Here is a 21,284-nt window from a genome sequence, read left to right on the forward strand (position 1 = left end):
CTAGCGGGATCGAACCGCTGACCTCCTGCGTGCAAGGCAGGCGCTCTCCCAGCTGAGCTAAGGCCCCATAAAAGATGGTCGGGAAGACAGGATTCGAACCTGCGACCCCTTGGTCCCAAACCAAGTGCTCTACCAAGCTGAGCGTGGTTTATTTTATATTGGCGCGCCCGAGAGGAGTCGAACCCCTAACCTTTTGATCCGTAGTCAAACGCTCTATCCAATTGAGCTACGGGCGCTTATTGTATAATGCCGAGGGCCGGACTTGAACCGGCACGGTAGTCACCTACCGCAGGATTTTAAGTCCTGTGTGTCTGCCAATCTGAGGTTTTACCACTAAACTACACCCGCGTGGTTTATTTTATATTGGCGCGCCCGAGAGGAGTCGAACCCCTAACCTTTTGATCCGTAGTCAAACGCTCTATCCAATTGAGCTACGGGCGCTTAATCAGGCGACTTAATTATCTTAACATATCGTTTTTACTAAGTCAACATTTTTTTGAAATTTGTTTGTCACATGCGTTTGAATGTCTGTGTTTCAAATGCGTCATCAGCGACGAATAAAAATATACCATGAATCATATGAAAGGGTCAATACATTTTTCTAAAAAAGTTTCATGTTTTTTAAGAAGTGATATTTTCTTAGATAAATAGAGATGCGATAGCCCTATTTTTCTTCTCTTCTCTCATAATCTCAATCATTCTTAAATAAAATCTTTCTAAATCCAAAGAAGGACAAAACACGCCCACCTAGAATTTTTATTTATTGGAAAATTCTTAATATTTTTCATGCATTTAAAGGAGGTAGGAGATGATGAAAAAGTTCGTCGCTTTTCAAATCATGATCGCTTTGGTGATAGGAGCTCTTATTGGCCACTTCTTCCCTGATTTCGGAATGGCACTGCGGCCAATTGGTGATGGCTTCATTAGATTGATTAAAATGATCGTTGTTCCTATCGTTTTCTCTACTATTGTTATTGGTGCGGCTGGTAGCGGCGGCATGAAAAAAATGGGCAGCCTCGGATTAAAGACGATCATTTGGTTTGAGGTCATCACAACCATCGTTCTTGGGATCGGTCTATTATTGGCTAATGTCCTAAAGCCCGGCGTTGGACTTGATTTCTCTAAATTAGCTAAGAAAGATATTGGGGAATTAGATGGCTATACTCAGAAGGTCGTTGACTTTAAACAAATGGTATTAGATATCATTCCAACCAATATCGTCGATGTCATGGCTCAGAATGATTTACTTGCTGTGATTTTCTTCGCCATTTTATTTGGTGTAGCCGCAAGCGGCATCGGCAAAGCATCCGCTCCTGTTCTAACCTTCTTTGAATCTGTGGCACAAATTATGTTTAAGCTAACGCAAATGGTGATGGTGACAGCACCTATCGGGGTTCTTGCATTAATGGCTGCTTCTGTTGGTCAATATGGCATCGTTTTATTAATCCCAATGATGAAGCTTGTCGGGACTGTATTCTTAGGATTATTCATTATTCTATTTGTTTTGTTCCCTCTTGTCGCACTGATCTTCCGTTTTAACTACTTCGAGGTATTAAAAATGATTTGGGATTTGTTCTTAGTTGCCTTTTCCACTACAAGTACAGAAACTGTTCTTCCTCAACTCATGTCACGGATGGAGAAATACGGCTGTCCAAAAAGAATCGTTTCCTTCGTGATCCCTTCTGGTCTTTCTCTGAATTGTGATGGGTCAAGTTTATATTTATCCGTTTCCTGTGTGTTTCTCGCACAAGCGTTTGGCGTCGACATGAGTCTATCACAGCAGCTCCTCATGATGCTTGTTCTTGTATTAACAAGTAAAGGCATTGCAGCTGTGCCATCCGGTTCGCTCGTTGTTCTTTTGGCAACGGCCCACGCAGTAGGTCTTCCAGCAGAAGGTGTCGCCATTATCGCCGGTGTTGACAGAATTATGGATATGGCACGAACTGGCGTGAATGTACCAGGGCATGCAGTTGCATGTATTGTCGTATCTAAATGGGAAAAAGTATTTCGTGAGTCAGCATGGGAAGTTCCAAAAGCAGGTGAGGAAACAAAAGGGATGTAATGTCTTCTATGAAGGAAAGGGTTCACCCTTTCCTTTTCTTATGGTAAAAAGGTTTGCTTCAGAACTGCCTTGCCTTCGTCTTGAATCTGCACTTCTGCGTACGCTCCATTGATGAAGGTCATTTGCGGCGGAACATGTCCACAATCAATATCGTAAACAATCGGGATTTGTAATTCCTTGTGTAATTCTTCATATAGATCAGTATATTCATATCCTTCGACAGGCACATCCACTGCGCTCCGGCCGAACATGATCCCAGAGCAGTCATCAAACCACCCTGCTAATTTTAATTGCACAAGAGATCTCTTCATGCTCGCAGCATTTAATGCGCAGTTTTCGAAATACCATAGAATCGGTTCACCTTTAAGGAATGTTTCTTGAAAAGCCTTCACATCTCCAAAAGGTGTTCCTGCTAAATGACGTATGACATCAATGCAACCACCAAGCAGTCTTCCCTTCACCGTCGTCTCGTGTGGATCAACCGTACGCCATACGGTTGGCTCTGTTAAATGAAAGACATGTTTACTCGGGTGATCATACTGCCATTCCTTTTGATACATAGATGAAGAAAACTGGGTAATGTCCGTCTCTCCTGTAGCGGCAAGCACTTTTTCCCACATGACAGTCATCTGATCAAGCTCTTCACCTTGGAGATCCACAAAGTTCGGACCATGCGCTGTGGCAATGCCAGTTTTTAATGTGAATGCCAAAAGGAGTACACTCGTATCTGAGTAACCAAGAATCCACTTTTTTTGCATCGTTGAGAAATCAAGATGCTCTAACACTTCAATGAGTAACTGTCCGCCCCATGGCGGGATGATGTGGTCAATCTCATCACATGTCATCATGTGCTGGAGCTCGTTTGCTCGTTCTGTGGCAGGGGCTGACTTTGCCTTTTTCTGCTGCCATACCGTCTCTCCACATATGACATCATAACCTCTTTCTTTCATCCGCTTGCATGCCAGATGGAACATTTCATGCAAAGATGACTGTACACCTGAGGAAGGTGCTGTGACGCCAATTGTCTGTCCTTTTTGCAAATGCGGATACTGGATCATCTTGTCCACCTCCATCCACTATTCATCTCTCTTCCTACTTATTGTAAAGAAGATGCCCCTTTTCCAAGGGACATCTCATCTTATTCCTTTTGCCGCAGCACAGTATAGACACCTGCAAAGATACATAGAATCCCAATGAAAGAGCGCATCCCCATCTCTTCTCCCAAAAGCAGCCAGCCAAGAGCTGCGCCAACGATAGGCTGAAAGAAGAAAAACAGTCCACCGCTCGAGGCATCCATGAGTTGAAGCCCTCTATTCCACAGAAAGAAAGCAAGGGCTGTTGAGATGATACCAAGATAAAGAATACCACCCCAAATTTCCGGTCTCGCTATTTGCTGCAAATCTAGGTGAGGCAGACGAAATAGAACAGGCGGTGTTAAGACAATGAATGCAATGATGATCGCATAGGTTGTCGTGACCACCTGAGGATATTTTCCTGGAACCCGTTTAAGCAGAACAGACATGAGCGCCCATGTTAAAGCAGCGATGACCAATGAGAGACCGCCAGCAAATTCATCTGTTTGAACAGCGACAGGTCCAATCATGGTGAGTACACCCACTGTAGCAAGCAGGATAGAGACACACTTCCTAACAGTGAATGATTCTTTTAATAGAAAGAACGCGAAAAGCACCATAAAGGCAGGTGTTGCAGATGTGATGACTGCCCCCATTTGGGCAGATGTGTACATGGTGCCAATTTCTTGGGTCACGATCGAAAGAAAATTTCCAATCAGCCCAATCGCCGCAATGAGCGGGATGTCTTTTTTATCTAATCGAAAAGAAAAACCCAATCGCCATATGGTGAACACCAAAACGACTCCTGCTACTGCATATCTCATCCATACGAGTTCAAGTGGGGGAACAACCGCTACTGTTACTTTTACAACAACGTACATGCCGCCCCAAATACTTGCAGCAATTGCTAAGTAAAGAGCACCTATATATTTTTCATTCATCCTTTTCCCTCCGTTACTGGATATATTCATCGCCATATCCACAAACGGAGATCACTCTCCGTTATGGACGGAGGGTATTTGGTACATCATGTTCAAACAAAGGCTTCCATTGCATTGTCGTCACCTCAATTGTTTTTATTTTCTGATTACTTTATAACAAATTTTGGTTTACTTCAATCCTTTTTTGTCGTCATCTTTCTTCATATAATAGAAGATAAATAGGGATTGACATGCTGAATTCGTTTTCATATAGTAAGTAAAACTATGGGTGGTCACGCAGAAAAGGAGTAGAGGTCGTTGGATATTGAAGCTAGGAAACATATTCCCAGTGCGGGACACGAACCGTTTCTCGAGGGAGTGAAAGATTGTGTGCCAACCCTGCTCGGTTATATGAGTATTGGGTTTGCCTTCGGAATTGTAGGAATTAGCGCGCAGTTAAGTATATGGGACATTGCGCTCTTATCTATTTTTATTTACGCAGGTGCTTCGCAGTTTATCATCTGTGCACTTCTTGTAACAGGGAGTCCCCTTTCCGCTATTATTTTCACTACATTTATTGTGAATCTGCGGCATTTATTGCTCAGTCTCACGCTCGCCCCTCACTTTACACGCTACTCTTTGAAGCAAAATATCGGATTTGGTCTTTTGCTGACTGACGAATCCTTTGGCGTAGCGATGAACAAATTAGCGCAGCAAGGAAAACTGAACAACCGCTGGATGCATGGACTGAACTTAACAGCTTATTTGTGCTGGATTGCTGCCTGTACACTTGGCGGCATTTTTGGACATTGGATATCAAACCCTGAAGCGCTTGGTCTTGATTTTGCCCTATCTGCCATGTTTGCTGCGCTTTTGATCCTTTCTTTGCAAACTGTGCCAAAAAATAAATTAACCCATCGCTTGTCACTTGTTTTGTATATGGTCGTTGCGATGTTTGTTCTGCTTCATTTTGTTCCTTCACACGTAGCTGTTCTGTTAGCAACCGTGATTGTCGCAACCATTGGGGTGGTGACAGATAAATGATCAGCAGCTTTATGATATGGCTGATTCTTGGTTGTATGATTGTGACCATCATTCCAAGGGTCGTTCCCTTTTTATTTGTACGGAGTATTCAGCTGCCTGAAGTCGTACTGAAATGGTTATCGTTTATTCCGATTTGTATATTCACTGCGTTGATTGCAGAGCATCTTTTCATCCATACAATAACAGGCGTCACCGTTCATTGGATGTATCTTGCTGTCTTGGTTCCGACGGTGCTGATCGCTATTTGGACAAAAAGCTTGTCACTTACTGTTCTGATTGGGGTCATGCTGATGGGCACTGCTAGATGGTTTTTCTAAAAGAAAAAGCTTAACCACATGCGGTTAAGCTTTTTTTCATTTTACGATTCCGTACACAAACCCATCATAACCTTTTTCACCAACAGTTTGAATAGCGGTTGCCTCAATTCTCGGCTCTTGTTTGAGTAAATCGAAGAATTCACGAGTCCCCTTCACTCGCTCATCTTGATCAGATGCATGAAGAACTGCTCCATTTCTGACCACATTGTCTGCAATAATGACTGTTCCCTTTTTGAGAAGTGTAACGCCCACTTCAGATATTTCGGGTTGTTTGGTTTGTCTGCATCAATGAAAATCAAATCGAACGGGAGTGTATCCTGCTCTTTTAGCTGAGATAAAGTATCTAACGCTTTTCCTTGAAAAATAGTCACTCGTTCTGCCAAGCCTGCTCTGTCGATGTTTTGCTGTGCGGTCTCTACATGATGACTGACAGCCTCTAATGTAATGAGTTCTCCATCCGCTTCAAGAGCACGGGCCAGCCAAATGGTGCTATATCCGCCAAGTGTACCGATTTCTAAAATGCGCTTTGCACCCTTGGTTTTTGCTAACAAATAGAGCATTTTCCCTTGAGCCGGCGACACATCAATTTCTGGCAGCCCCGCTTGCTTATTCTTGGTAAGAGCTTGCTCCAATACGTTATCTTTAGCCATCAATTTGTCTTTGATATACTCGTCAACTTTCCCCCATACTTGCTCCATTTCATCCATCTCCCTTGTTCATGTCTTCTATCTCAAGTCTACATGACGGAAGCGAGAATATATAATCAAATCTTTTCACACACCTATTCATTTTATTGATGAAAGGAATGTGATGATGGAGACATGGGTCAAGCCACAGGTGGTACCTGCAGCTATCGGCAAACTAATGGTTTAGTTTATTTTTCAGGTCACCTTTTTTATCTTGGAGTTTCCCTTTTGCTTGATCCTTTTTCCCTTCTGCTTTCAGGTTTTGATGATCTGTTGCTTCGCCAAGCTTTTCTTTCACTTGACCTTTGACTTGATTTGTTTTTCCTTTCGCTTTATCCATATGTCCTTTTTCTTCACTCATTTGTTCCACCTCCACGTTTGATACAATTCATTTAGCCTTTTTGAAAGATACAAAACATCTGAGTGTGCAATCCAAGAAACTACACCAAAAATAAATTTATATGTTTCATGGAGACAAGATGAAAAATCAACCGTCGCTGATCACTTTTTAACAGTTGCGAAAGAAGCTTATTTAAGTTCTCAGTCTAAATCATGAAAATCCAGCCTGGGTCGGCTGGATTAAAAAATAATGATCTATAAGACAGACTTAAAATCTTTAACCTGCTATGTACACGTTTCAGGTATGATAGACATAATAGAATGAAGGGTTGGTGCTTAGTTCAATGATCATATCTGAAAACATATTCACAGTTCGTGGTTTGACCTATCGTATTCGATCTGCAGCGTTAGCAGATGCCAAACAGTTGTCAGCTCTCAGACTAAAAATTGATGGTGAAACAGAATATTTAGACCGTGAACCAGGCGAAGCGTTTCTTGATGAAAAAAAATTCGAGGCTATCATTCAAGAGGATTCCAAGCAAAGCCGGCATTTATTTTTGGTCGCTGACATCGAAGGAGAGATTGTAGGATTTTCAAGATGCGAAGGGCATTCACTCAAACGCTTTGCTCACAAAGTGACGTTTGGCGTCGCTGTACAGAAGGATGCTTGGGGCTATCACATCGGCAAAGAGCTTTTAGCCGCTTCTATCGATTGGGCAGATAAACAGGGCATTCAAAAGATTTCACTTCAAGTGCTGAAAACCAATCAAAAAGCCATTCGGTTATATGAACACCATGGCTTTGAGATTGAAGGGGTATTAAAAAACGATAAACGACTGGCAGACGGACTGTATTATGATACTGTTGTGATGGGCAGGCAGCGGCCAAGCTTCTGACTACTTACATCACATAGCCCCATACCATTGAAATCGCACTGTATATCAGAAGCAGCCCCATGACAAACTGGAACGGTTTTTCGTAAGCAGTCAAAAAACGCTTATATAAAGAGCCAAATAGGCTCCAGCTGAATGTACCGAGAAAGCCAATAAATGCGAGAATCAGCGTCCATATCACATACTGCATATTAGATTGTCCATACGGCAAAACAAACGTTGAAATTACGGTCAGCCCATACAAGATCGCTTTTGGGTTGATAAATTGCAGCATCATACCAGGGACAAAATGATTGTAGCGGTCAAGTGTTTCGTCATCACCGCCTTTACTTTTCATAATTTTAACGGCCAAATAAATCATGTATGCGGCTCCGATGAACGCCATGACCCAGCCTATTTTCGGCATGACTTGATAAAGAATGATATTGAAGAAACAACTCAAACACAAAATGACGAGAAATCCGATACCCACCCCTAAACAAAATCGAAATGTTTGCTTGACCCCATATTTATTCGTAAAGACCATGGCCATGATGTTGTTTGGCCCCGGGGTAAAGCTGCTCACAAAAGCATAGATCAACATAGAAAGAATCAAGTTGCCGCCTCCCTTTTATACGCTATATAGACTATAATTACTTTATTGCGTATGTTACGTTTTATTGTAACGCTCGGTCTTTATAAAGTAAATAGAGAAAGGAGTTTTTTTCATGGAAGACGTACAATCAATTATTTCTAAAAATGTGAGGCAGCTAAGAGATCAAAAAAAGTTAAGCCTCGAAAAGATGGCAGAATTAACTGGTGTTAGCAAGACAATGATTGGACAAATCGAAAGAGGAGAATCAACGCCTACCATTACGACTTTATGGAAAATCGCCAATGGATTAAAGGTGTCTTTTAGTGAGCTCATTTACGCACCGCAGCCAGAAATCAAGGTGGTACGTAAAGAGGACGGGCAGGTTTTAACTGAGGACGATGGAAGATATCGTGTATATACGACTTTTCCCTTTGATGATTGGGGGAAATTCGAAGTGTACCAGGTAGAAATTGATCCTGGCGGGTCGTTATATGCGAATGAACATATTGGGGGAACAGAGGAATTGATCACCGTTTTTGAGGGAGCACTTGATTTATCTATCGGTGATGAACAATACATCTTAAAAGCTGGCGACTCCATTCGTTTCAAAGCGGACCGTATGCATGCGTATAAACAAACCGGTGAACAAATGGTACGGATGCAAATGATTCTCTATTATCCCCATGAAAAAAGCTGACAGGCTTGTCCACCTGTCAGCTTTATATTTTATTTAATTAAACCCTGGATCGCGTACAACCGTTCCAGTAAAGGTAACTCTATATTTTCCTAAACCTAACTCTTCAATTGACGATTGATAGAGAATACCGACCCATCCATCCTTTGCATATGTAATACTTGATGGGATGTTTGACGTCGTATATGTTCTCGTTTCCGAGACGGTTCGACTTGCTTGTACCGTTACTTCACTGTTTACTTTCCCCTTCGCTTCTACCGGGACAGCGGTGACACCCGCACCCGTTAGAACAATTGCTCCAACCAAAACAGAAGTTATGACCTTTTTCATACAAAAATCCCTCCCTTTTTTGTTGAACATATTAACCATACCATATTTTAGAACTTTAGTAAGTTATTTTTTCATTTTTTTGAAAATTATGATATGATTGTCTTATGCTGGATAGAGAGTTTTACATACTTCTGTGCTTTTATCCTCATCTCATTCTAGTCAAACATTTGTTAACGGAGGTGATTTCATGAAAAAATGGCTCATCTGTTTTCAACTTGTTTTCCTCTTCACCTTGACGACGACACCACTTGCTTCTGCTGCTTCATGCCCTACAGTGAAACCATGTGTCATTGATCCTTAATCATAAGAAAAGGTCGATCAAGCCTATTCACTTGATCGACCTTTTTATTTATTCTTGTTCTGCTTCCCAGCGAGCAACCTCTTCTCTTACTTTAGGAGCCACTTCTTTTCCAAATAACTCAATGGCTTTTAGCACTTGATCATGCGGCATTGAACCAACCGGTACATGAAGCATAAAACGTGTGATCCCTACATTTTTTCGCAGGTGAATCACTTTCTCTGCCACTGCATCTGAATCTCCAACATACAGTGCGCCTTCTAATGTTCTCGCTGCATCGAACGTAGAACGGGTGTAAGGTCCCCAGCCCCGCTCTCTCGCTAATGTATTCATGACATGCTGTGTAGAAGGGAAGAATTGATCTGCTGCCAGTTCTGTTTCTTCCGCAACAAATCCATGCGAATGTGACGCCACAGTTAATTTCTCCGGATCATGTCCAGCATGTACAGCCGCTTGCTTGTATAGCTGAACGAGCGGTGCGAACTGTCTAGGACTGCCACCAATGATCGCGAGTACAAGCGGTAACCCTAATAATCCAGCACGTACGACGGATTCACGGTTCCCTCCACTGCCAATCCAGATTGGAAGTGGATCTTGAACAGGTCTTGGATATACCCCAACATCTTGAATGGCTGGACGATGCTTTCCGCTCCACGTCACACGCTCTGACTGCTGTAATTTCAGCAGTAAGTCTAGTTTTTCTTCAAATAATTCTTCATAATCATCTAAGTCATAGCCAAAGAGCGGGAATGACTCAATAAATGATCCACGGCCTGCCATGATCTCTGCTCGTCCGTTAGATAGTCCATCTAATGTAGCAAAATCCTGAAATACACGAACAGGGTCTGCAGATGAAAGGACTGTCACTGCACTCGTCAGGCGAATATTCTTTGTTTGTGTTGCCGCTGCCGCTAATACGACAGCTGGATTCGAAGCGGCGAAATCTTCCCGGTGATGCTCACCCACTCCAAATACATCAAGGCCTACTTGATCTGCTAAAATAATTTCTTCTACTACTTCTCGAATACGCTGTGCGTGACTGACTGTTTTTCCTGTTTGAAAATCAGGTGTTGTTTCTACAAATGTACTAATTCCTAGTTCCATGTATGGAACCCCCTATCTTATAAATATGTCACAAATTCAGCGATAGGCTTTCGGTAGCCTCTCGCTTGTCTGCTCTCTACTTTTTCTTTTCCGAGTGTGATCATTAACACAGGAACCAAATCCGACTCGATGTTCAGAACCTTTTTCAATGCTTCAGGATCAAAACCAATCATTGGGCAATTATCCCAGCCCTTGTTTTTGGCGGCAAGCATAAACAGCATGGCAGATAATGAAGCATTGCGAATCGCCTCTTCCTTCTGAAAATCCGCCCCTCTCTGCTCATAAAAGCTCATCGTCTCTCTAACCATTTCTTCATATTGCTGCGCGTTTAAAATGCCTAGCATTTTTAAGCCTTCATATATGTTTCCTGCTTGCTCATAAGCATTCGGGTCTCCCAGCACAATGATAGCTGCTGAAGCGGAATGTACTTTATATTGTCCAAATGCAGCTTCTCTTACTTGTTCTTTGAGACCTTCTGATTGGACGACAACATATTGTGTATGCTGTAAGTTAAAAGCAGATGGTGCCAGCTTGACCTCTTCAAATATGCTGTTAAGCTCTTCTCTCGAAATCGAGATATTTGGCAAAAAATTTGATGCTGAACGTCTTTCACGTACCAATGTATCAAAGCTGAGTGTCATCTTGTTTCCCCTTTTCGCGAAGTTGTTCCGCCCCTAAACCGATTTTCTTTAGCAATTCGATGAGCTGTTCTTTTTCGTCTTTTTCAATAAAGGACAGATTTTGTGAAATGACATCTGTATGTTTAGGAAAAATGTCGTCAAACAATTGCTTTCCTTTATCCGTAAGCCATACATGGAATACCCGCTTATCAGATGGCGCACATTGCCTTTTCACCAGTTCTTGTTTTTCTAGTTTGTTCACGACATATGTCATACTTCCACTTGGGATTGACAAGATGTCACTAATTTTTTGGACGGGATGCGGCCCCTTACTATAGAGCAATTCAAGGATCTGAAAATTTTCAAATCCGATATCATAACGTTCAATGTCTTTTTGGATATTTGTAAAAAGGGCTTGATAGGCTTTCATCCACACGCGGAATAGCCTTAAATCTAATTCATGTTCATGCTGCACCATGGCAACTACTCCTTCTTCAATAAATCCTAAAACTAGGATAAATTTATCCTAACACTAGGATATATGATTGTCAACGAGTTTGTTTCATCAAAAAAAGACCACTTTGGTTCAGTGGTCTTTTCGATCTTCTTTTAAGACAAAATGCATTTCAGCAATTTGTTGATATTGTTGTACTTCTTGTAATGAAAATCTAGACTCCTGATTCGTTGGAGGGAAAAGAGGAATTCCTTTACCAATCATGACAGGTGCGATTTGGAGAAAAAGCTCATCGACCAAACTTGCTTTTAATAAAGGCTGAAGCAGTTCCCCGCCTCCTACAATCCAAATATGTTGGCCTTTTTCATTTTTTAAGTTTTTGATAAATGTTAAGAGATCTTCGCGAATGATGTGTGTTCCTTGATGACTGTCTTGTAAAGTGCTTGAAACGATATAACAAGTCTTTTCTTCATAAGGAAATTCGTCAGGTGAGAGCTTAAGAACCTGCTCATATGTCTTACGTCCCATGATGAGCGTATCAACTGACGCATAAAATGCTTCATACCTCGTTTCCTCTTCACCCTCTGTTCCTATTAACCAATCAAGACGATGATCCTCTCTCGCTAAATATCCATCGATACTCATCGCCCCATAAAAAAGCAGCTTCCTTTTCTCACTCAATCTTACCACTCCCTAACCTCAAATAAGAACATACATTCTATTCGATTGTAACAGAAAGGAATGGCAAAGGATACTCACTTCTTACGATTCCTGTTCCACCTTGACAAGAAGCTCGTATAATTTGTGTGCGAGCTTCTCGGCATCAACTGTCATGTCTTCATGAATCCATTCCTCAAGTACACCAACGACACCAGACACGACAAAAGAGGCCTCAATCTGTTCATTCTCCGTAATATGACGCTGATCAAGCTGCCACTCTTTCATGATTTTCTCTTTAAAAAACGCTTTAAATTGATTCGTCGTTGGACCATTAGGTTTTACAAATAACGTCAACATATATTGATTTTCTTTCAGATACTCTGTTGTTTTGTTTAAAAATGAAAGCATATCCAGCGGGTCCTGACTCGGAAACGATTCATCATATAGTCCGCCAAGCTGATCAAATAGTTCCTTCTCGAGCTGCTCATGCAAATCAAACACATCTTGATAGTGCAAATAAAAGGTTCCTCTTCCTAAATCCGCTCTTCTAGATAGCTCTGATACTGTAATTTGTTGAACGTCTTTTTCCTTTAATAGCTCAAGAAAGCTTTCCCGTATTGCCTTTTTTGTTTTGATTGTTCGTCTGTCCTTCATGAAACACCCTCCATTTTTGAACAATTGGGCTTCCACTGTCTATTTATGAACAAGAGATCATCCATTGCCGATGTTCGGTTTGTTTTCTTCTTATTATAATAGACACATGTTCAAAAAACTATATCTGTTTAAAAACTGGGAGGACAAACTGATGATTCAATTTAGATTGGCAAAAGAAGATGAACTGCCTCGAGTGGCAGAGTTGTTAGATGATTCGTTTCAAGGTTATATATTTTTTGATTTGTTATGTGAGAAGGTTTCAAAGCGGTCTGCTTTCGCCCGTCAGCTGCATTTGGTTAACACAAAAGTGTATTTCCAGCACCAAAGCTGTTTTGTTGGAGTGGAGAATGAAAAGGTTGTAGCTGCCGCCCTGTTAAAACATCCATCTCGTCCTGAACTATGCCTCATGGATTATATTTTGTCAGGTGGATTAAAACTCCTCTTCACAGGCGGCATATCGGCCATTCAGCATGTTTTCAGCATTTTAAAAGAGGCAAAAAAAGCGTTCTCTTCCTTAAAGCAACCTTATTGGTATTTAGAAGCACTTGTCGTTGCAAAAAACCAGCAAGGGAAAAAACTCGGCAGCCAGATGTTAAAGGAATGTCTATTCCCTTTTATCGCTAATCAAGGCGGTGACTGTTCACGCTGATTACACACAACGAGGCCAATCGTCATTTCTACCAGAAAAATGGGTGGACGGAGTTTGATGAGAGAGTACTGCACGGAGATGGCATGTTCTTAGAAAGCTGGAGTTATAAAACCTTGATCAAATAAGGTATCCTCTTCAAGGGATGATATAATAGAAGCAGTTCAATCAACGATCATACTTGGAGGAGAGACTGATGATACGACGACTTGATCATATCGTGTTGACTGTACAACATATGGAGGAAACCATTCGCTTTTATACAAAGGTATTAGGGATGAAGGAAGAGACTTTTGGAGAAGGCCGTAAAGCTCTTCGTTTTGGTTTACAAAAGATCAACCTTCATGAAGCTGGTCATGAATTCGAACCAAAAGCTGCTCATCCACTTCCTGGATCTGCCGATTTGTGCTTTATTACCGATTTAGATATGGACCGTTTGCTGCTACACCTTCGAAAGCAGGTCGTTCCAATCGAAGAGGGGCCAGTAAGGCGCACTGGTACATTAGGTCCGATTGAATCCGTTTATATCCGTGATCCTGATATGAATTTAATTGAAATCTCCCGATATATAGAGGAGGCAGATCCATCATGACTCGACTATTTTTGAGACCGATTGAAGAGCAAGATTATCCTGGTATTCATAAAGGGTGCCAGCATGCAGAAACACTTCACATGACTGGCACACGCAAAACGTTCACACTAGAAGAAATTCGTTCAGCCTATACCCGCTTTCTGCAGGATGACAGCAGACGAGATTTCGCTATTTGTCTGCTTGATACGAAAGAAATGATTGGGGATGCGGCGATTGTGGATATTGACCCGATGAACCATACGGCAAGCTTTCGCATTGCGCTTCATGGTCCAGAGCACTTTCAAAAAGGCTATGGCACTGAGGCCGTTCGGATGGTACAAGCATTCGCCTTTGACACATTAGAACTGAACCGTCTTGAGCTTGAAGTCTTTTCTCATAACCCAAGAGCCTTTCGGAGCTATGAGAAAGCCGGTTTTCAATACGAAGGAAAAAGACGTCAAGCGCTCTATTTCAACGGCACTTATTCAGATATCATCATCATGGGTATTCTGCGTGAAGAATACAATCAAATCAACAATGGAGATGCCCCAGTTTAAGAAGGGTCATCTTTTTTAAAGAAATGAACCCCTGTGACGATAATCAAACAAATCATTGAAGCTAGAACGATAGAGACGCTTGATATACTGAGCGCCATCCCTTCCCATCTGCCAATGAAGAAGCTACCTATTAATAGAATTAATCCAAACAGGGTGACACATATGGGTACAACGAGCCCAGCATGGCGATGTCTCCGTCTTTTTCCTGCCCACCACGAGAGACAGAGCACAATAACAGTAAAAATAGCGGTTTGCAGCCAGAATATATCTCATCAACTCCTATTTTCTTTTTTATCCTATGACAATGGAGGTTTTTCCAATGAACATTAGACCGATTCAACAACAGGACAATCCGTTTATCGCGGCCATTATCCGCCAGTCACTAGAATCAGCGAATCTTGCACTTGAAGGAACAGCCTACACAGATCCACACCTTGATCAGCTTTTCGAATACTATCAATCATTGACTCATGCAGCCTATTGGATTGCTGAAGAGCTTGGTAACATTGTGGGTGGCGTAGGTATTGCTCCTTTCACAGATGGGATATGTGAATTACAAAAGCTTTATTTAAGTCCAAAGGCACAAGGTAAAGGTGCGGGCAAAAAACTAATGGATACAGCGCTCCAATATGCCTCTACATACTACAAAGCCTGTTACTTAGAAACCCGTAGTGAATTAACAGCAGCCACCGGTCTATATCAACGATATGGCTTTTCACTTCTTTCTGAACCAATTGAAGGTTCAGAGCACTCTGCTATGGATGCTTGGTACCTCAAAACCTTCTCATCATGAGCCATAAAACAATCGATAGGTTTTTGTCCACTGAAAGCCTAGCTTCTCTGCCAGTTTGACCGAAGCTAGGTTATGGACATCGCAATCCCAATACGGTGTCATGCCTTTTTCAAGACAGGTGCTGACCATTTGCTGACCTGCTAACAATGCAAGCCCTTTTCCTCTATAGGCTTCATCTGTCCAAATATCTAAATCCACACGATCTTCACTTGAAAAAATGGAGATACATTCACTAGCCACATGCTCTCCATCTAAGATGGCAATCCCAATTCCTTTTGATAGAAAACGAGCCGTTTCACCCCAATATGTTTCGTAATAACTATGAGGAAACGCCCTGCTTGCAGTGATCACCTGTTCATTTGTGCACTTCGCCATATAGCCCTGATGAGGAGCAGGCAGATGAGGAAGTGCAGATGGAAAAGAATACGCGTGTCTTTGCATCTCATTCAGGTGTGAGCCAAGACATTTTTTCATCATGACATCTGATGGTTTATTTGCTGAAAACAAGGTAAACCGGCCGTTTTGTCTTCTCTGCCTCTTATAAACATCCTCAATGAAAGTTGAACATAATGAAAGCTCTGCTTCTGCCTTGCCTGCTACATAATAAATGCCGCATGCTGCCTCGAGAAAATAAACAAGAGGCTGCTCTACATCATCCACATAAAGATTTCCATTTATGATACCATCCAAAATCGCATCTACAAACACTGGATATGCCGGGTCGATCCGTTGAATTCCCTCTTTCACCAATGCTACTCTTTGTTGATCCAAGAGATGCAAGTTCATCCCTCCATTCACAAACGTGTTCTTTCTTTCATTATAGATAAAAAGCTGTGGGCATGCAGTGACTCTTTACAACAAATCGAATCGATGCTGGAAACAAGTCCTTCTCTGACGGTCAAAGACCAAAAAAATGATCGTCAATCTCTTTTACCTTTAGAACAGATTGAAGCGATTTCTGCGTTTGGACATATGTAAAAGGTTGTCACAACTGAGAGGAAGACGTATTTGCTAAACAAACGATTGAAGGACTTGAAATGGTTAGAGCGTGAACATTCTCATCTCCACTATCGCCAGTTTATGTTTTCAAGCAGGGGCTGTCGATTGTTATATTATGGCATCTTTCTTCTATAAAAAGCATCAAAATAAAAAAAGGCACAGGCATTGAATCACCTGAAGCCACAATCTTAAAACAAGAGACCTCAATTGAAAGGTCTCTTGTTTGTCTATGTGCTTATTTCGTTATTCTGCTGCTGCCTCTTCCGTCGCATTCCCCTTCCAAATAAGGGTTAAGCCTAATCCAAGAAACAAGACAACACCTGCGAATAAAAATGGGAAATGAATATTTTGATCGAATAAAATGCCGCCAAGCGCTGGTCCGAAAATCGTGCCAAGACTTGTGTAGGTGGAGTTCATCCCTGCAACAAATCCTTGCTGATTGCCAGCGATTTTTGATAAAAATGTCGTTAAGGCTGGCCGCAATAAATCAAACGCAAGGAAAATGACACACGTGACGATAAGTACGACCATAAACCCTGAAACGACAGTCGACACGAAAGCGAGGACCGCCCCGACGATTAAGCATAGCTGGATGACTCTTTTTTCCCCAAGAGCATTCACCAATTTACCGAAGACAAGCACTTGGATGATGACCGCCACAATCGAGCTGACGGTAATGATAACCGCAATATCTTTCGGTCCAAAACCAAACTTATGATTTGTAAACAAGCTAAAGACCGTTTCATATGCGGATAGTCCAAACGCCAGCACAAACACAATGATGAAGGCGATGAAATAGCTTGGGTGAATGGATTTCTTCAAATCTTTAAAGAAGGTAGATTCCTTTACTTGTTCCATTTGCTTCGCTCGTGCTTCTTTTGTTAATGGCTCCTTCAGCATAAACATAGACGAAATGACGGCAATAAACGCAATACCTGCTGCAAAGAAGAATGGAAGGCGAACGCCGTATTCTGCAATAAACCCGCCAATTCCCGGTCCAATGATAAAGCCGGTACTAATGGCCGCAGATACATATCCCATCGCCTTTGATCTTTCTTGAACGGTCGTGATATCTGCGACATAGGCGGTGACAGCCGGCATGATAAACGCCGCACTAATGCCGCCTAGAACCCTTGCAAAATAAAGAACATACACATGTGTCCCTAAGCCAAAGACGAGTTCTGATAAAGCGAATAGAAACAGCCCTGACACAATCATAATCTTTCTTCCGTAGCGGTCTACCCATCTTCCTGCAATAGGTGATGCAATGAGCTGCGCAACAGCAAACGCAGCCACAAGGTATCCCATCGTACTGCCTGTTAGATGCATCACATTCATAAATAGTGGCATGACAGGAATAATGAGACCGATGCCTAAAAACGCAATAAATATATTACTTAATAAAATAACGAGTACAGCTTTTTGCTCACGAATCGGTTTTTGCATGATGTTTGTTTCTCCTTCACTGACTCATTTGTTACTCATGATGGTTGATTCCGTGAATAAACAATGAGATCGCCTCTTTTTGTAACTCTTTCTTCTGTTGGAATGTGTCATTTTTATATAACACGTCTAATCCGTAAAAAACGGAAAGTAATATTTTCACTTTTGACTCCACATGCTGGATCGACCAGCTGCCATCTTCGTTTCCTTCAAGTAAAATGTCTCTCATCACATCATCAAAGTCGACATCAATCTTGTTCAGCCGCTCCATGACTTCATCTGATGTAAATGCACTTGCACAAAATTCCTCGCTTGCTCTCATTAAAGGATAGTTAATCCCCATTTGACTCAGCAGTTCTGCAAATCCTGCGAGCTTATCTATCGCTCGTTGCAACCTTTGTTTTTCCTCATGCCACGTCTGCATCATAAAGCGGTGATCCTCTTCCATGATATGAAGGAACAAAAACTCTTTTCCTTTAAAATGATGATAGAGATTTCCTTTACTAATCTCAGCAGCCTCTAAAATATCTCGCACGGATGTTTCTGAATATCCTTTTTTCGCAAATAAATCACGTGAAGCGGTGACGATTTTTTGCTTCGTCTTCTCACTCTTTCCGGCCCCGCTTTGTGTACTTGTCATGTGTAACAATCCCTTCTACCCTACATTTCTTCATGCGAAAAAATAAAACCGACCAGTTGGTTTATTTTTTTATTATAAATGGATATTGTTCATAATACAATGAAAAAGTCATCGACTTCATGAGGAGCAGATTCATTTGAAAACAAACAAAACGGGCATTTTCGTTAGAAAGAAAAAAATCTCGATTATATTTAATTTTTCTAAACATTTAACTTCACTTAATTATTTAGACAGCATATAATAAAAAGAAAAGAGGTGATCTACTTGGATGAAGAAATCATTCATTTCAGCCAAAAGATTATAGAGTACTCGAATGCACTAGGCTCTATTTATGTAGAAGAGTATCAGCGATTTTTAAAACATGAGTATGCAGATTTATCAGCCAAACAAGAGCTGACACTTGAATTGTTACGGACAAAAACGAGAACAATCAATGAACTAGCTGATTACTTTTCGATCTCTGCTAGTGCCGCTAGCCAGCTTATATCAAAGCTTGAACAGCTTGGCTATGTCAAAAGAGAAATTAATCCACATAATCGAAGAGAGATTATTGTTGATTTTGCTCAAAAGGGGCATGAATATCACAAAAATATTGAAGGCATTCAACTGCATATGATTCAAAAATACTATGCAAAACTTTCAAAGGAAGATTTAAAAACATTATTATCTCTTTACGAAAAGATCTATTCGATTGCAAAAGAAACACCTTAACACGGTGTTTTCCCACCCAATATTTAAGTTAGATGAACTATTAAGGAGATGAAAGTATATGGACGTTATTCATTTGAAAGATGGACGCAAAATGGGTTTGATTGAATACGGTGATCGTGAAGGCTTTCCAGTGTTCTTTTTTCATGGTACACCTGGATCAAGAATCATGTTTTTAGAAGATGATCCTATGTCTAAAGAACTTGGGATTCGCCTCATCAGTTTAGACAGACCTGGTTTTGGCTTATCTGATCCAAAACCTGGCCGCACGATATTAGATTGGGCAAAAGATGTACAGGAAGCGGCCGATCATCTTGGCATCTCTCATTTTTCAGTCTTGGGTGTCTCTGGAGGCGGGGCATTCGCTGCTGGCTGTGCCTATCAATTGCCGGATCGTATTCTTTCAGCCGCTCTCATCTCAAGTGCCACTCCGTTTCAGGACGGTAAACCGCCTAAAAGTATGCTGAAAGAAAACAAATTAGCCTTTTTCCTCAGTAAAAGATTCCCTTGGCTCTTAAAAGCAAGCTTTCGTGCTCAGAAAAAACTGATTGAGAAAAAACCAGAGAAATTTAAGAAGCTGACCAAGAATGGGAACAAACATTTACATCCTTGGGATCGTCAATTCCTTCAAACCGATGAGCAGCTCGAGCTGATGATGAGGCATTTACACGAAGCCACTCGTCAATCGGTTGATGAATGTATTCATGAACCAGATTTACTCTCGCGGCCGTGGGCGTTCGATATGAAAGATATACAGATCCCCGTTGATGTATGGCATGGAAAAGAAGATACGATGGCTCCATTTGAAGAAATAGAAAAAATGGCTTCAACCATTCCAAACGTCAAAACATATTATATAGATCAAGCGGGACATTTCCTCACTGATGTAGACGATATTTGGCGAGATATTTTACTCACTTTAAAAACGCGTGCTGAAAAGCAGCATCAGGAACACGCATCAAAAAAGACCCAATAAACTTCGGGTCTTTTTCTGATTAATACTGTTCATAATAGGTTTGTACTTTATCTGGATTTTTTGTTTTCGTCAGTGCCAGCATCAGTAGAATGCGTGCTTTTTGTGGATTTAATGAATCCGATGACACAAAGTGATGTTCATCATCCATTTTTTCATGTGTGACAATTCCATTTCCCGCGCGGCTTGATCTCACGATGACCACGTCTTTTTTCACCGCATCTGTTGCCCCTTTGATGGCTTCTGTTGACATCGTTCCATTTCCTGCTGCCGCAACGACAATGCCTTTCGCTCCTGCTTTTACTGCTGCATCATACACATATTTTTGATCATTTTGATAGCCGTATAAGATATCAACTTGTGGAAGTTCTTTTATTTTCGATACATCAAATTCACTTTCAGTCGTATGTTTTCTTGTTGGTTCATTATAAAAGGAAACCACTTCACCAGCAATTTCTCCAATGTAGCCTTGCTCAAGTGACTTGAAGGAATCTGTAGTGGTCGTGTTCGTCTTTGTAATAAATCGAGCTGAAGCAATTCGGTCATTTAATGTGACCATGACGCCTTTGCCCTTCGCTTCTTTTGTGGATGCAATTTTGACAGCATGATACAAGTTAAGCGGACCATCCGCACTAATAGCAGATGCTGGTCTCATTGAGCCAACGACCACAACAGGCTTATCACTTTTCACAACCAAATGTAAAAAATAAGCGGTCTCTTCAAGTGTATCTGTTCCATGTGTCACCACAATGCCGTCTACTTGATCATCATTTAAGAGTTGATTGACTCTTTTGGCTAATTTTAAAAGCAGAGCGTTATCAACATTTTCACTGCCAACATTCGCTACCTGCTCACCCGTGACGTTTGCAATATTCTTCAGCTGAGGAACGGAGGCAATAACTTTATCGATACCAAGTGAACCAGATTTATATCCCGTTGTATCAGTGTCACTATCTGAAGCACCTGCAATGGTCCCACCTGTCGCCAGTACCTTAATATTAGATAACGACTTGTTCCCTGTCTCAACAGCCGTTGTTTTTTCTTTTGTTTCATTGGTTTTGCTTTCTTGTTTGCTTTGATTATTCTCTTGAGTGCTCGTGTTCGCACAAGCTGCTGTCGCTAGTAATAAAACAGAAAGAAGGACAGCACCTAACCATTTTGTCATGTTCATCGGATCATCTCTTTTCTTCATTTGATGGATTCATGGCTATATCTCTTTCTATAGGGTTTAC

The 21,284-nt window shown here is 41.4% G+C and carries 27 protein-coding genes, 2 tRNA genes and 1 pseudogene; 12 read left to right on the forward strand and 18 right to left on the reverse strand.

The annotated features are described in order from the left end of the window. Nucleotides 1-159: 159 nt before the first annotated feature. Nucleotides 160-236 (reverse strand) — tRNA-Arg (locus tag BA70_RS16455). A gap of 128 nt (nt 237-364) precedes the next feature. After that, nucleotides 365-441: transfer RNA gene (locus BA70_RS16465), tRNA-Arg, on the reverse strand. A 370-nt stretch (nt 442-811) separates the two neighbouring features. Here BA70_RS16465 and gltP point away from each other — a divergent pair. After that, nucleotides 812-2,062 (forward strand): glutamate-aspartate/proton symporter GltP, encoded by a 1,251-nt coding sequence (gltP, locus tag BA70_RS16470; protein WP_034324613.1) that lies wholly within the window; start codon nt 812-814, stop codon nt 2,060-2,062. A 38-nt stretch (nt 2,063-2,100) separates the two neighbouring features. Here gltP and BA70_RS16475 read toward each other — a convergent pair whose 3' ends face one another. Together BA70_RS16475 and BA70_RS16480 are read right to left on the reverse strand one after the other, a co-directional pair. Continuing rightward, the gene (locus BA70_RS16475) at nt 2,101-3,120 is read right to left on the reverse strand and encodes a S66 family peptidase (protein ID WP_034324538.1); all 1,020 of its coding nucleotides are present in this window, start codon (nt 3,118-3,120) and stop codon (nt 2,101-2,103) included. 80 nt (nt 3,121-3,200) lie between these two features. Further along, complete coding sequence (locus tag BA70_RS16480; RefSeq protein ID WP_034324541.1) at nt 3,201-4,076, reverse strand: DMT family transporter; 876 nt, start codon at nt 4,074-4,076, stop codon at nt 3,201-3,203. Nucleotides 4,077-4,373: 297 nt separating this feature from the next. Between BA70_RS16480 and BA70_RS16485 the strand changes: the two genes are divergently transcribed. Together BA70_RS16485 and BA70_RS16490 are read left to right on the forward strand one after the other, a co-directional pair. Beyond that, nucleotides 4,374-5,099, forward strand: coding sequence for an AzlC family ABC transporter permease (locus BA70_RS16485; RefSeq protein ID WP_034324543.1), 726 nt, complete (start codon nt 4,374-4,376; stop codon nt 5,097-5,099). Continuing rightward, nucleotides 5,096-5,416: an AzlD domain-containing protein gene (locus tag BA70_RS16490; protein WP_034324546.1), complete on the forward strand. Its 321-nt coding sequence runs from the start codon at nt 5,096-5,098 to the stop codon at nt 5,414-5,416. Before BA70_RS16485 ends, BA70_RS16490 begins: the two co-directional genes overlap by 4 nt. Nucleotides 5,417-5,452: 36 nt before the next feature. Here BA70_RS16490 and BA70_RS16495 read toward each other — a convergent pair. Together BA70_RS16495 and BA70_RS16500 are read right to left on the reverse strand one after the other, a co-directional pair. Further along, a pseudogene (locus tag BA70_RS16495) lies at nt 5,453-6,114 on the reverse strand (O-methyltransferase). Nucleotides 6,115-6,277: 163 nt separating this feature from the next. Beyond that, nucleotides 6,278-6,463, reverse strand: a complete 186-nt coding sequence (locus BA70_RS16500; RefSeq protein ID WP_034324548.1) for a CsbD family protein — start codon at nt 6,461-6,463, stop codon at nt 6,278-6,280. A gap of 322 nt (nt 6,464-6,785) precedes the next feature. Between BA70_RS16500 and BA70_RS16505 the strand changes: the two genes are divergently transcribed. Further along, nucleotides 6,786-7,337 carry a GNAT family N-acetyltransferase gene (locus tag BA70_RS16505; RefSeq protein ID WP_034324550.1) on the forward strand — a complete coding sequence of 184 codons (552 nt, stop codon included), beginning with the start codon at nt 6,786-6,788 and terminating at the stop codon, nt 7,335-7,337. A gap of 4 nt (nt 7,338-7,341) precedes the next feature. Here the strand turns inward: BA70_RS16505 and BA70_RS16510 are convergent, their stop codons facing one another. Next, nucleotides 7,342-7,929, reverse strand: coding sequence for a LysE family transporter (locus BA70_RS16510; protein ID WP_034324553.1), 588 nt, complete (start codon nt 7,927-7,929; stop codon nt 7,342-7,344). 112 nt (nt 7,930-8,041) lie between these two features. On the opposite strand from BA70_RS16510, the gene BA70_RS16515 reads away from it, so the two are divergent. Beyond that, nucleotides 8,042-8,605 carry a helix-turn-helix domain-containing protein gene (locus BA70_RS16515; protein ID WP_034324555.1) on the forward strand — a complete coding sequence of 188 codons (564 nt, stop codon included), beginning with the start codon at nt 8,042-8,044 and terminating at the stop codon, nt 8,603-8,605. A gap of 33 nt (nt 8,606-8,638) precedes the next feature. Here BA70_RS16515 and BA70_RS16520 read toward each other — a convergent pair whose 3' ends face one another. The 6 genes from BA70_RS16520 to BA70_RS16545 all read right to left on the reverse strand — a co-directional run bounded on the left by BA70_RS16520 (nt 8,639) and on the right by BA70_RS16545 (nt 12,722). Further along, nucleotides 8,639-8,932, reverse strand: a complete 294-nt coding sequence (locus tag BA70_RS16520) for a hypothetical protein (RefSeq protein ID WP_008346693.1) — start codon at nt 8,930-8,932, stop codon at nt 8,639-8,641. A 349-nt stretch (nt 8,933-9,281) separates the two neighbouring features. Further along, complete coding sequence (locus BA70_RS16525) at nt 9,282-10,334, reverse strand: LLM class flavin-dependent oxidoreductase (RefSeq protein ID WP_034324556.1); 1,053 nt, start codon at nt 10,332-10,334, stop codon at nt 9,282-9,284. Nucleotides 10,335-10,351: 17 nt separating this feature from the next. Then, on the reverse strand, nt 10,352-10,975 hold the full coding sequence (locus BA70_RS16530) for a nitroreductase family protein (RefSeq protein WP_034324558.1): 624 nt from the start codon (nt 10,973-10,975) through the stop codon (nt 10,352-10,354). Beyond that, the gene (locus tag BA70_RS16535) at nt 10,959-11,432 is read right to left on the reverse strand and encodes a MarR family winged helix-turn-helix transcriptional regulator (protein WP_034324561.1); all 474 of its coding nucleotides are present in this window, start codon (nt 11,430-11,432) and stop codon (nt 10,959-10,961) included. Before BA70_RS16535 ends, BA70_RS16530 begins: the two co-directional genes overlap by 17 nt. Nucleotides 11,433-11,540: 108 nt before the next feature. Continuing rightward, complete coding sequence (locus BA70_RS16540; protein WP_034324562.1) at nt 11,541-12,089, reverse strand: dihydrofolate reductase family protein; 549 nt, start codon at nt 12,087-12,089, stop codon at nt 11,541-11,543. Between the two features lie 81 nt (nt 12,090-12,170). After that, nucleotides 12,171-12,722: a TetR/AcrR family transcriptional regulator gene (locus tag BA70_RS16545; protein ID WP_034324563.1), complete on the reverse strand. Its 552-nt coding sequence runs from the start codon at nt 12,720-12,722 to the stop codon at nt 12,171-12,173. Nucleotides 12,723-12,873: 151 nt separating this feature from the next. Between BA70_RS16545 and BA70_RS16550 the strand changes: the two genes are divergently transcribed. The 3 genes from BA70_RS16550 (at nt 12,874) to BA70_RS16560 (ending at nt 14,496) form a co-directional block, all read left to right on the forward strand. After that, entirely contained in the window at nt 12,874-13,371 is a 498-nt protein-coding gene (locus BA70_RS16550) for a GNAT family N-acetyltransferase (protein WP_239646693.1), read from the forward strand. Between the two features lie 193 nt (nt 13,372-13,564). After that, nucleotides 13,565-13,960, forward strand: a complete 396-nt coding sequence (locus tag BA70_RS16555; RefSeq protein ID WP_034324566.1) for a VOC family protein — start codon at nt 13,565-13,567, stop codon at nt 13,958-13,960. Continuing rightward, nucleotides 13,957-14,496 (forward strand): GNAT family N-acetyltransferase, encoded by a 540-nt coding sequence (locus BA70_RS16560; RefSeq protein ID WP_034324568.1) that lies wholly within the window; start codon nt 13,957-13,959, stop codon nt 14,494-14,496. The genes BA70_RS16555 and BA70_RS16560 overlap by 4 nt, the downstream gene beginning before the upstream one ends. Here the strand turns inward: BA70_RS16560 and BA70_RS19700 are convergent. After that, entirely contained in the window at nt 14,493-14,762 is a 270-nt protein-coding gene (locus BA70_RS19700) for a YesK-like family protein (RefSeq protein WP_078061750.1), read from the reverse strand. The two genes, BA70_RS16560 and BA70_RS19700, sit on opposite strands and share 4 nt — an antisense overlap. A gap of 53 nt (nt 14,763-14,815) precedes the next feature. On the opposite strand from BA70_RS19700, the gene BA70_RS16565 reads away from it, so the two are divergent. After that, a complete protein-coding gene (locus BA70_RS16565; RefSeq protein ID WP_034324571.1) occupies nt 14,816-15,289 on the forward strand; it encodes a GNAT family N-acetyltransferase in 474 nt (157 codons plus the stop codon). Here the strand turns inward: BA70_RS16565 and BA70_RS16570 are convergent. Continuing rightward, nucleotides 15,284-16,075 (reverse strand): GNAT family N-acetyltransferase, encoded by a 792-nt coding sequence (locus BA70_RS16570; RefSeq protein WP_239646695.1) that lies wholly within the window; start codon nt 16,073-16,075, stop codon nt 15,284-15,286. The two genes, BA70_RS16565 and BA70_RS16570, sit on opposite strands and share 6 nt — an antisense overlap. On the opposite strand from BA70_RS16570, the gene BA70_RS20695 reads away from it, so the two are divergent. Beyond that, the gene (locus BA70_RS20695) at nt 16,064-16,267 is read left to right on the forward strand and encodes a hypothetical protein (protein WP_239646698.1); all 204 of its coding nucleotides are present in this window, start codon (nt 16,064-16,066) and stop codon (nt 16,265-16,267) included. The two genes, BA70_RS16570 and BA70_RS20695, sit on opposite strands and share 12 nt — an antisense overlap. Before the next feature lie 264 nt (nt 16,268-16,531). Here BA70_RS20695 and BA70_RS16580 read toward each other — a convergent pair whose 3' ends face one another. Then, nucleotides 16,532-17,734: an MFS transporter gene (locus tag BA70_RS16580; RefSeq protein WP_034324576.1), complete on the reverse strand. Its 1,203-nt coding sequence runs from the start codon at nt 17,732-17,734 to the stop codon at nt 16,532-16,534. Nucleotides 17,735-17,765: 31 nt separating this feature from the next. Beyond that, nucleotides 17,766-18,371 carry a TetR/AcrR family transcriptional regulator gene (locus BA70_RS16585; RefSeq protein ID WP_034324577.1) on the reverse strand — a complete coding sequence of 202 codons (606 nt, stop codon included), beginning with the start codon at nt 18,369-18,371 and terminating at the stop codon, nt 17,766-17,768. Between the two features lie 258 nt (nt 18,372-18,629). On the opposite strand from BA70_RS16585, the gene BA70_RS16590 reads away from it, so the two are divergent. Continuing rightward, the gene (locus BA70_RS16590; RefSeq protein WP_034324614.1) at nt 18,630-19,082 is read left to right on the forward strand and encodes a MarR family winged helix-turn-helix transcriptional regulator; all 453 of its coding nucleotides are present in this window, start codon (nt 18,630-18,632) and stop codon (nt 19,080-19,082) included. Nucleotides 19,083-19,140: 58 nt separating this feature from the next. Continuing rightward, nucleotides 19,141-20,055, forward strand: a complete 915-nt coding sequence (locus BA70_RS16595) for an alpha/beta fold hydrolase (protein ID WP_034324580.1) — start codon at nt 19,141-19,143, stop codon at nt 20,053-20,055. 19 nt (nt 20,056-20,074) lie between these two features. Here BA70_RS16595 and BA70_RS16600 read toward each other — a convergent pair whose 3' ends face one another. Next, nucleotides 20,075-21,223, reverse strand: a complete 1,149-nt coding sequence (locus BA70_RS16600) for a type II asparaginase (RefSeq protein WP_034324582.1) — start codon at nt 21,221-21,223, stop codon at nt 20,075-20,077. Between the last annotated feature and the right edge of the window lie 61 nt (nt 21,224-21,284).

It is taken from the genome of Bacillus zhangzhouensis (assembly GCF_000715205.1).
In the GTDB taxonomy this organism is placed as follows: Bacteria; Bacillota; Bacilli; order Bacillales; family Bacillaceae; genus Bacillus; species Bacillus zhangzhouensis.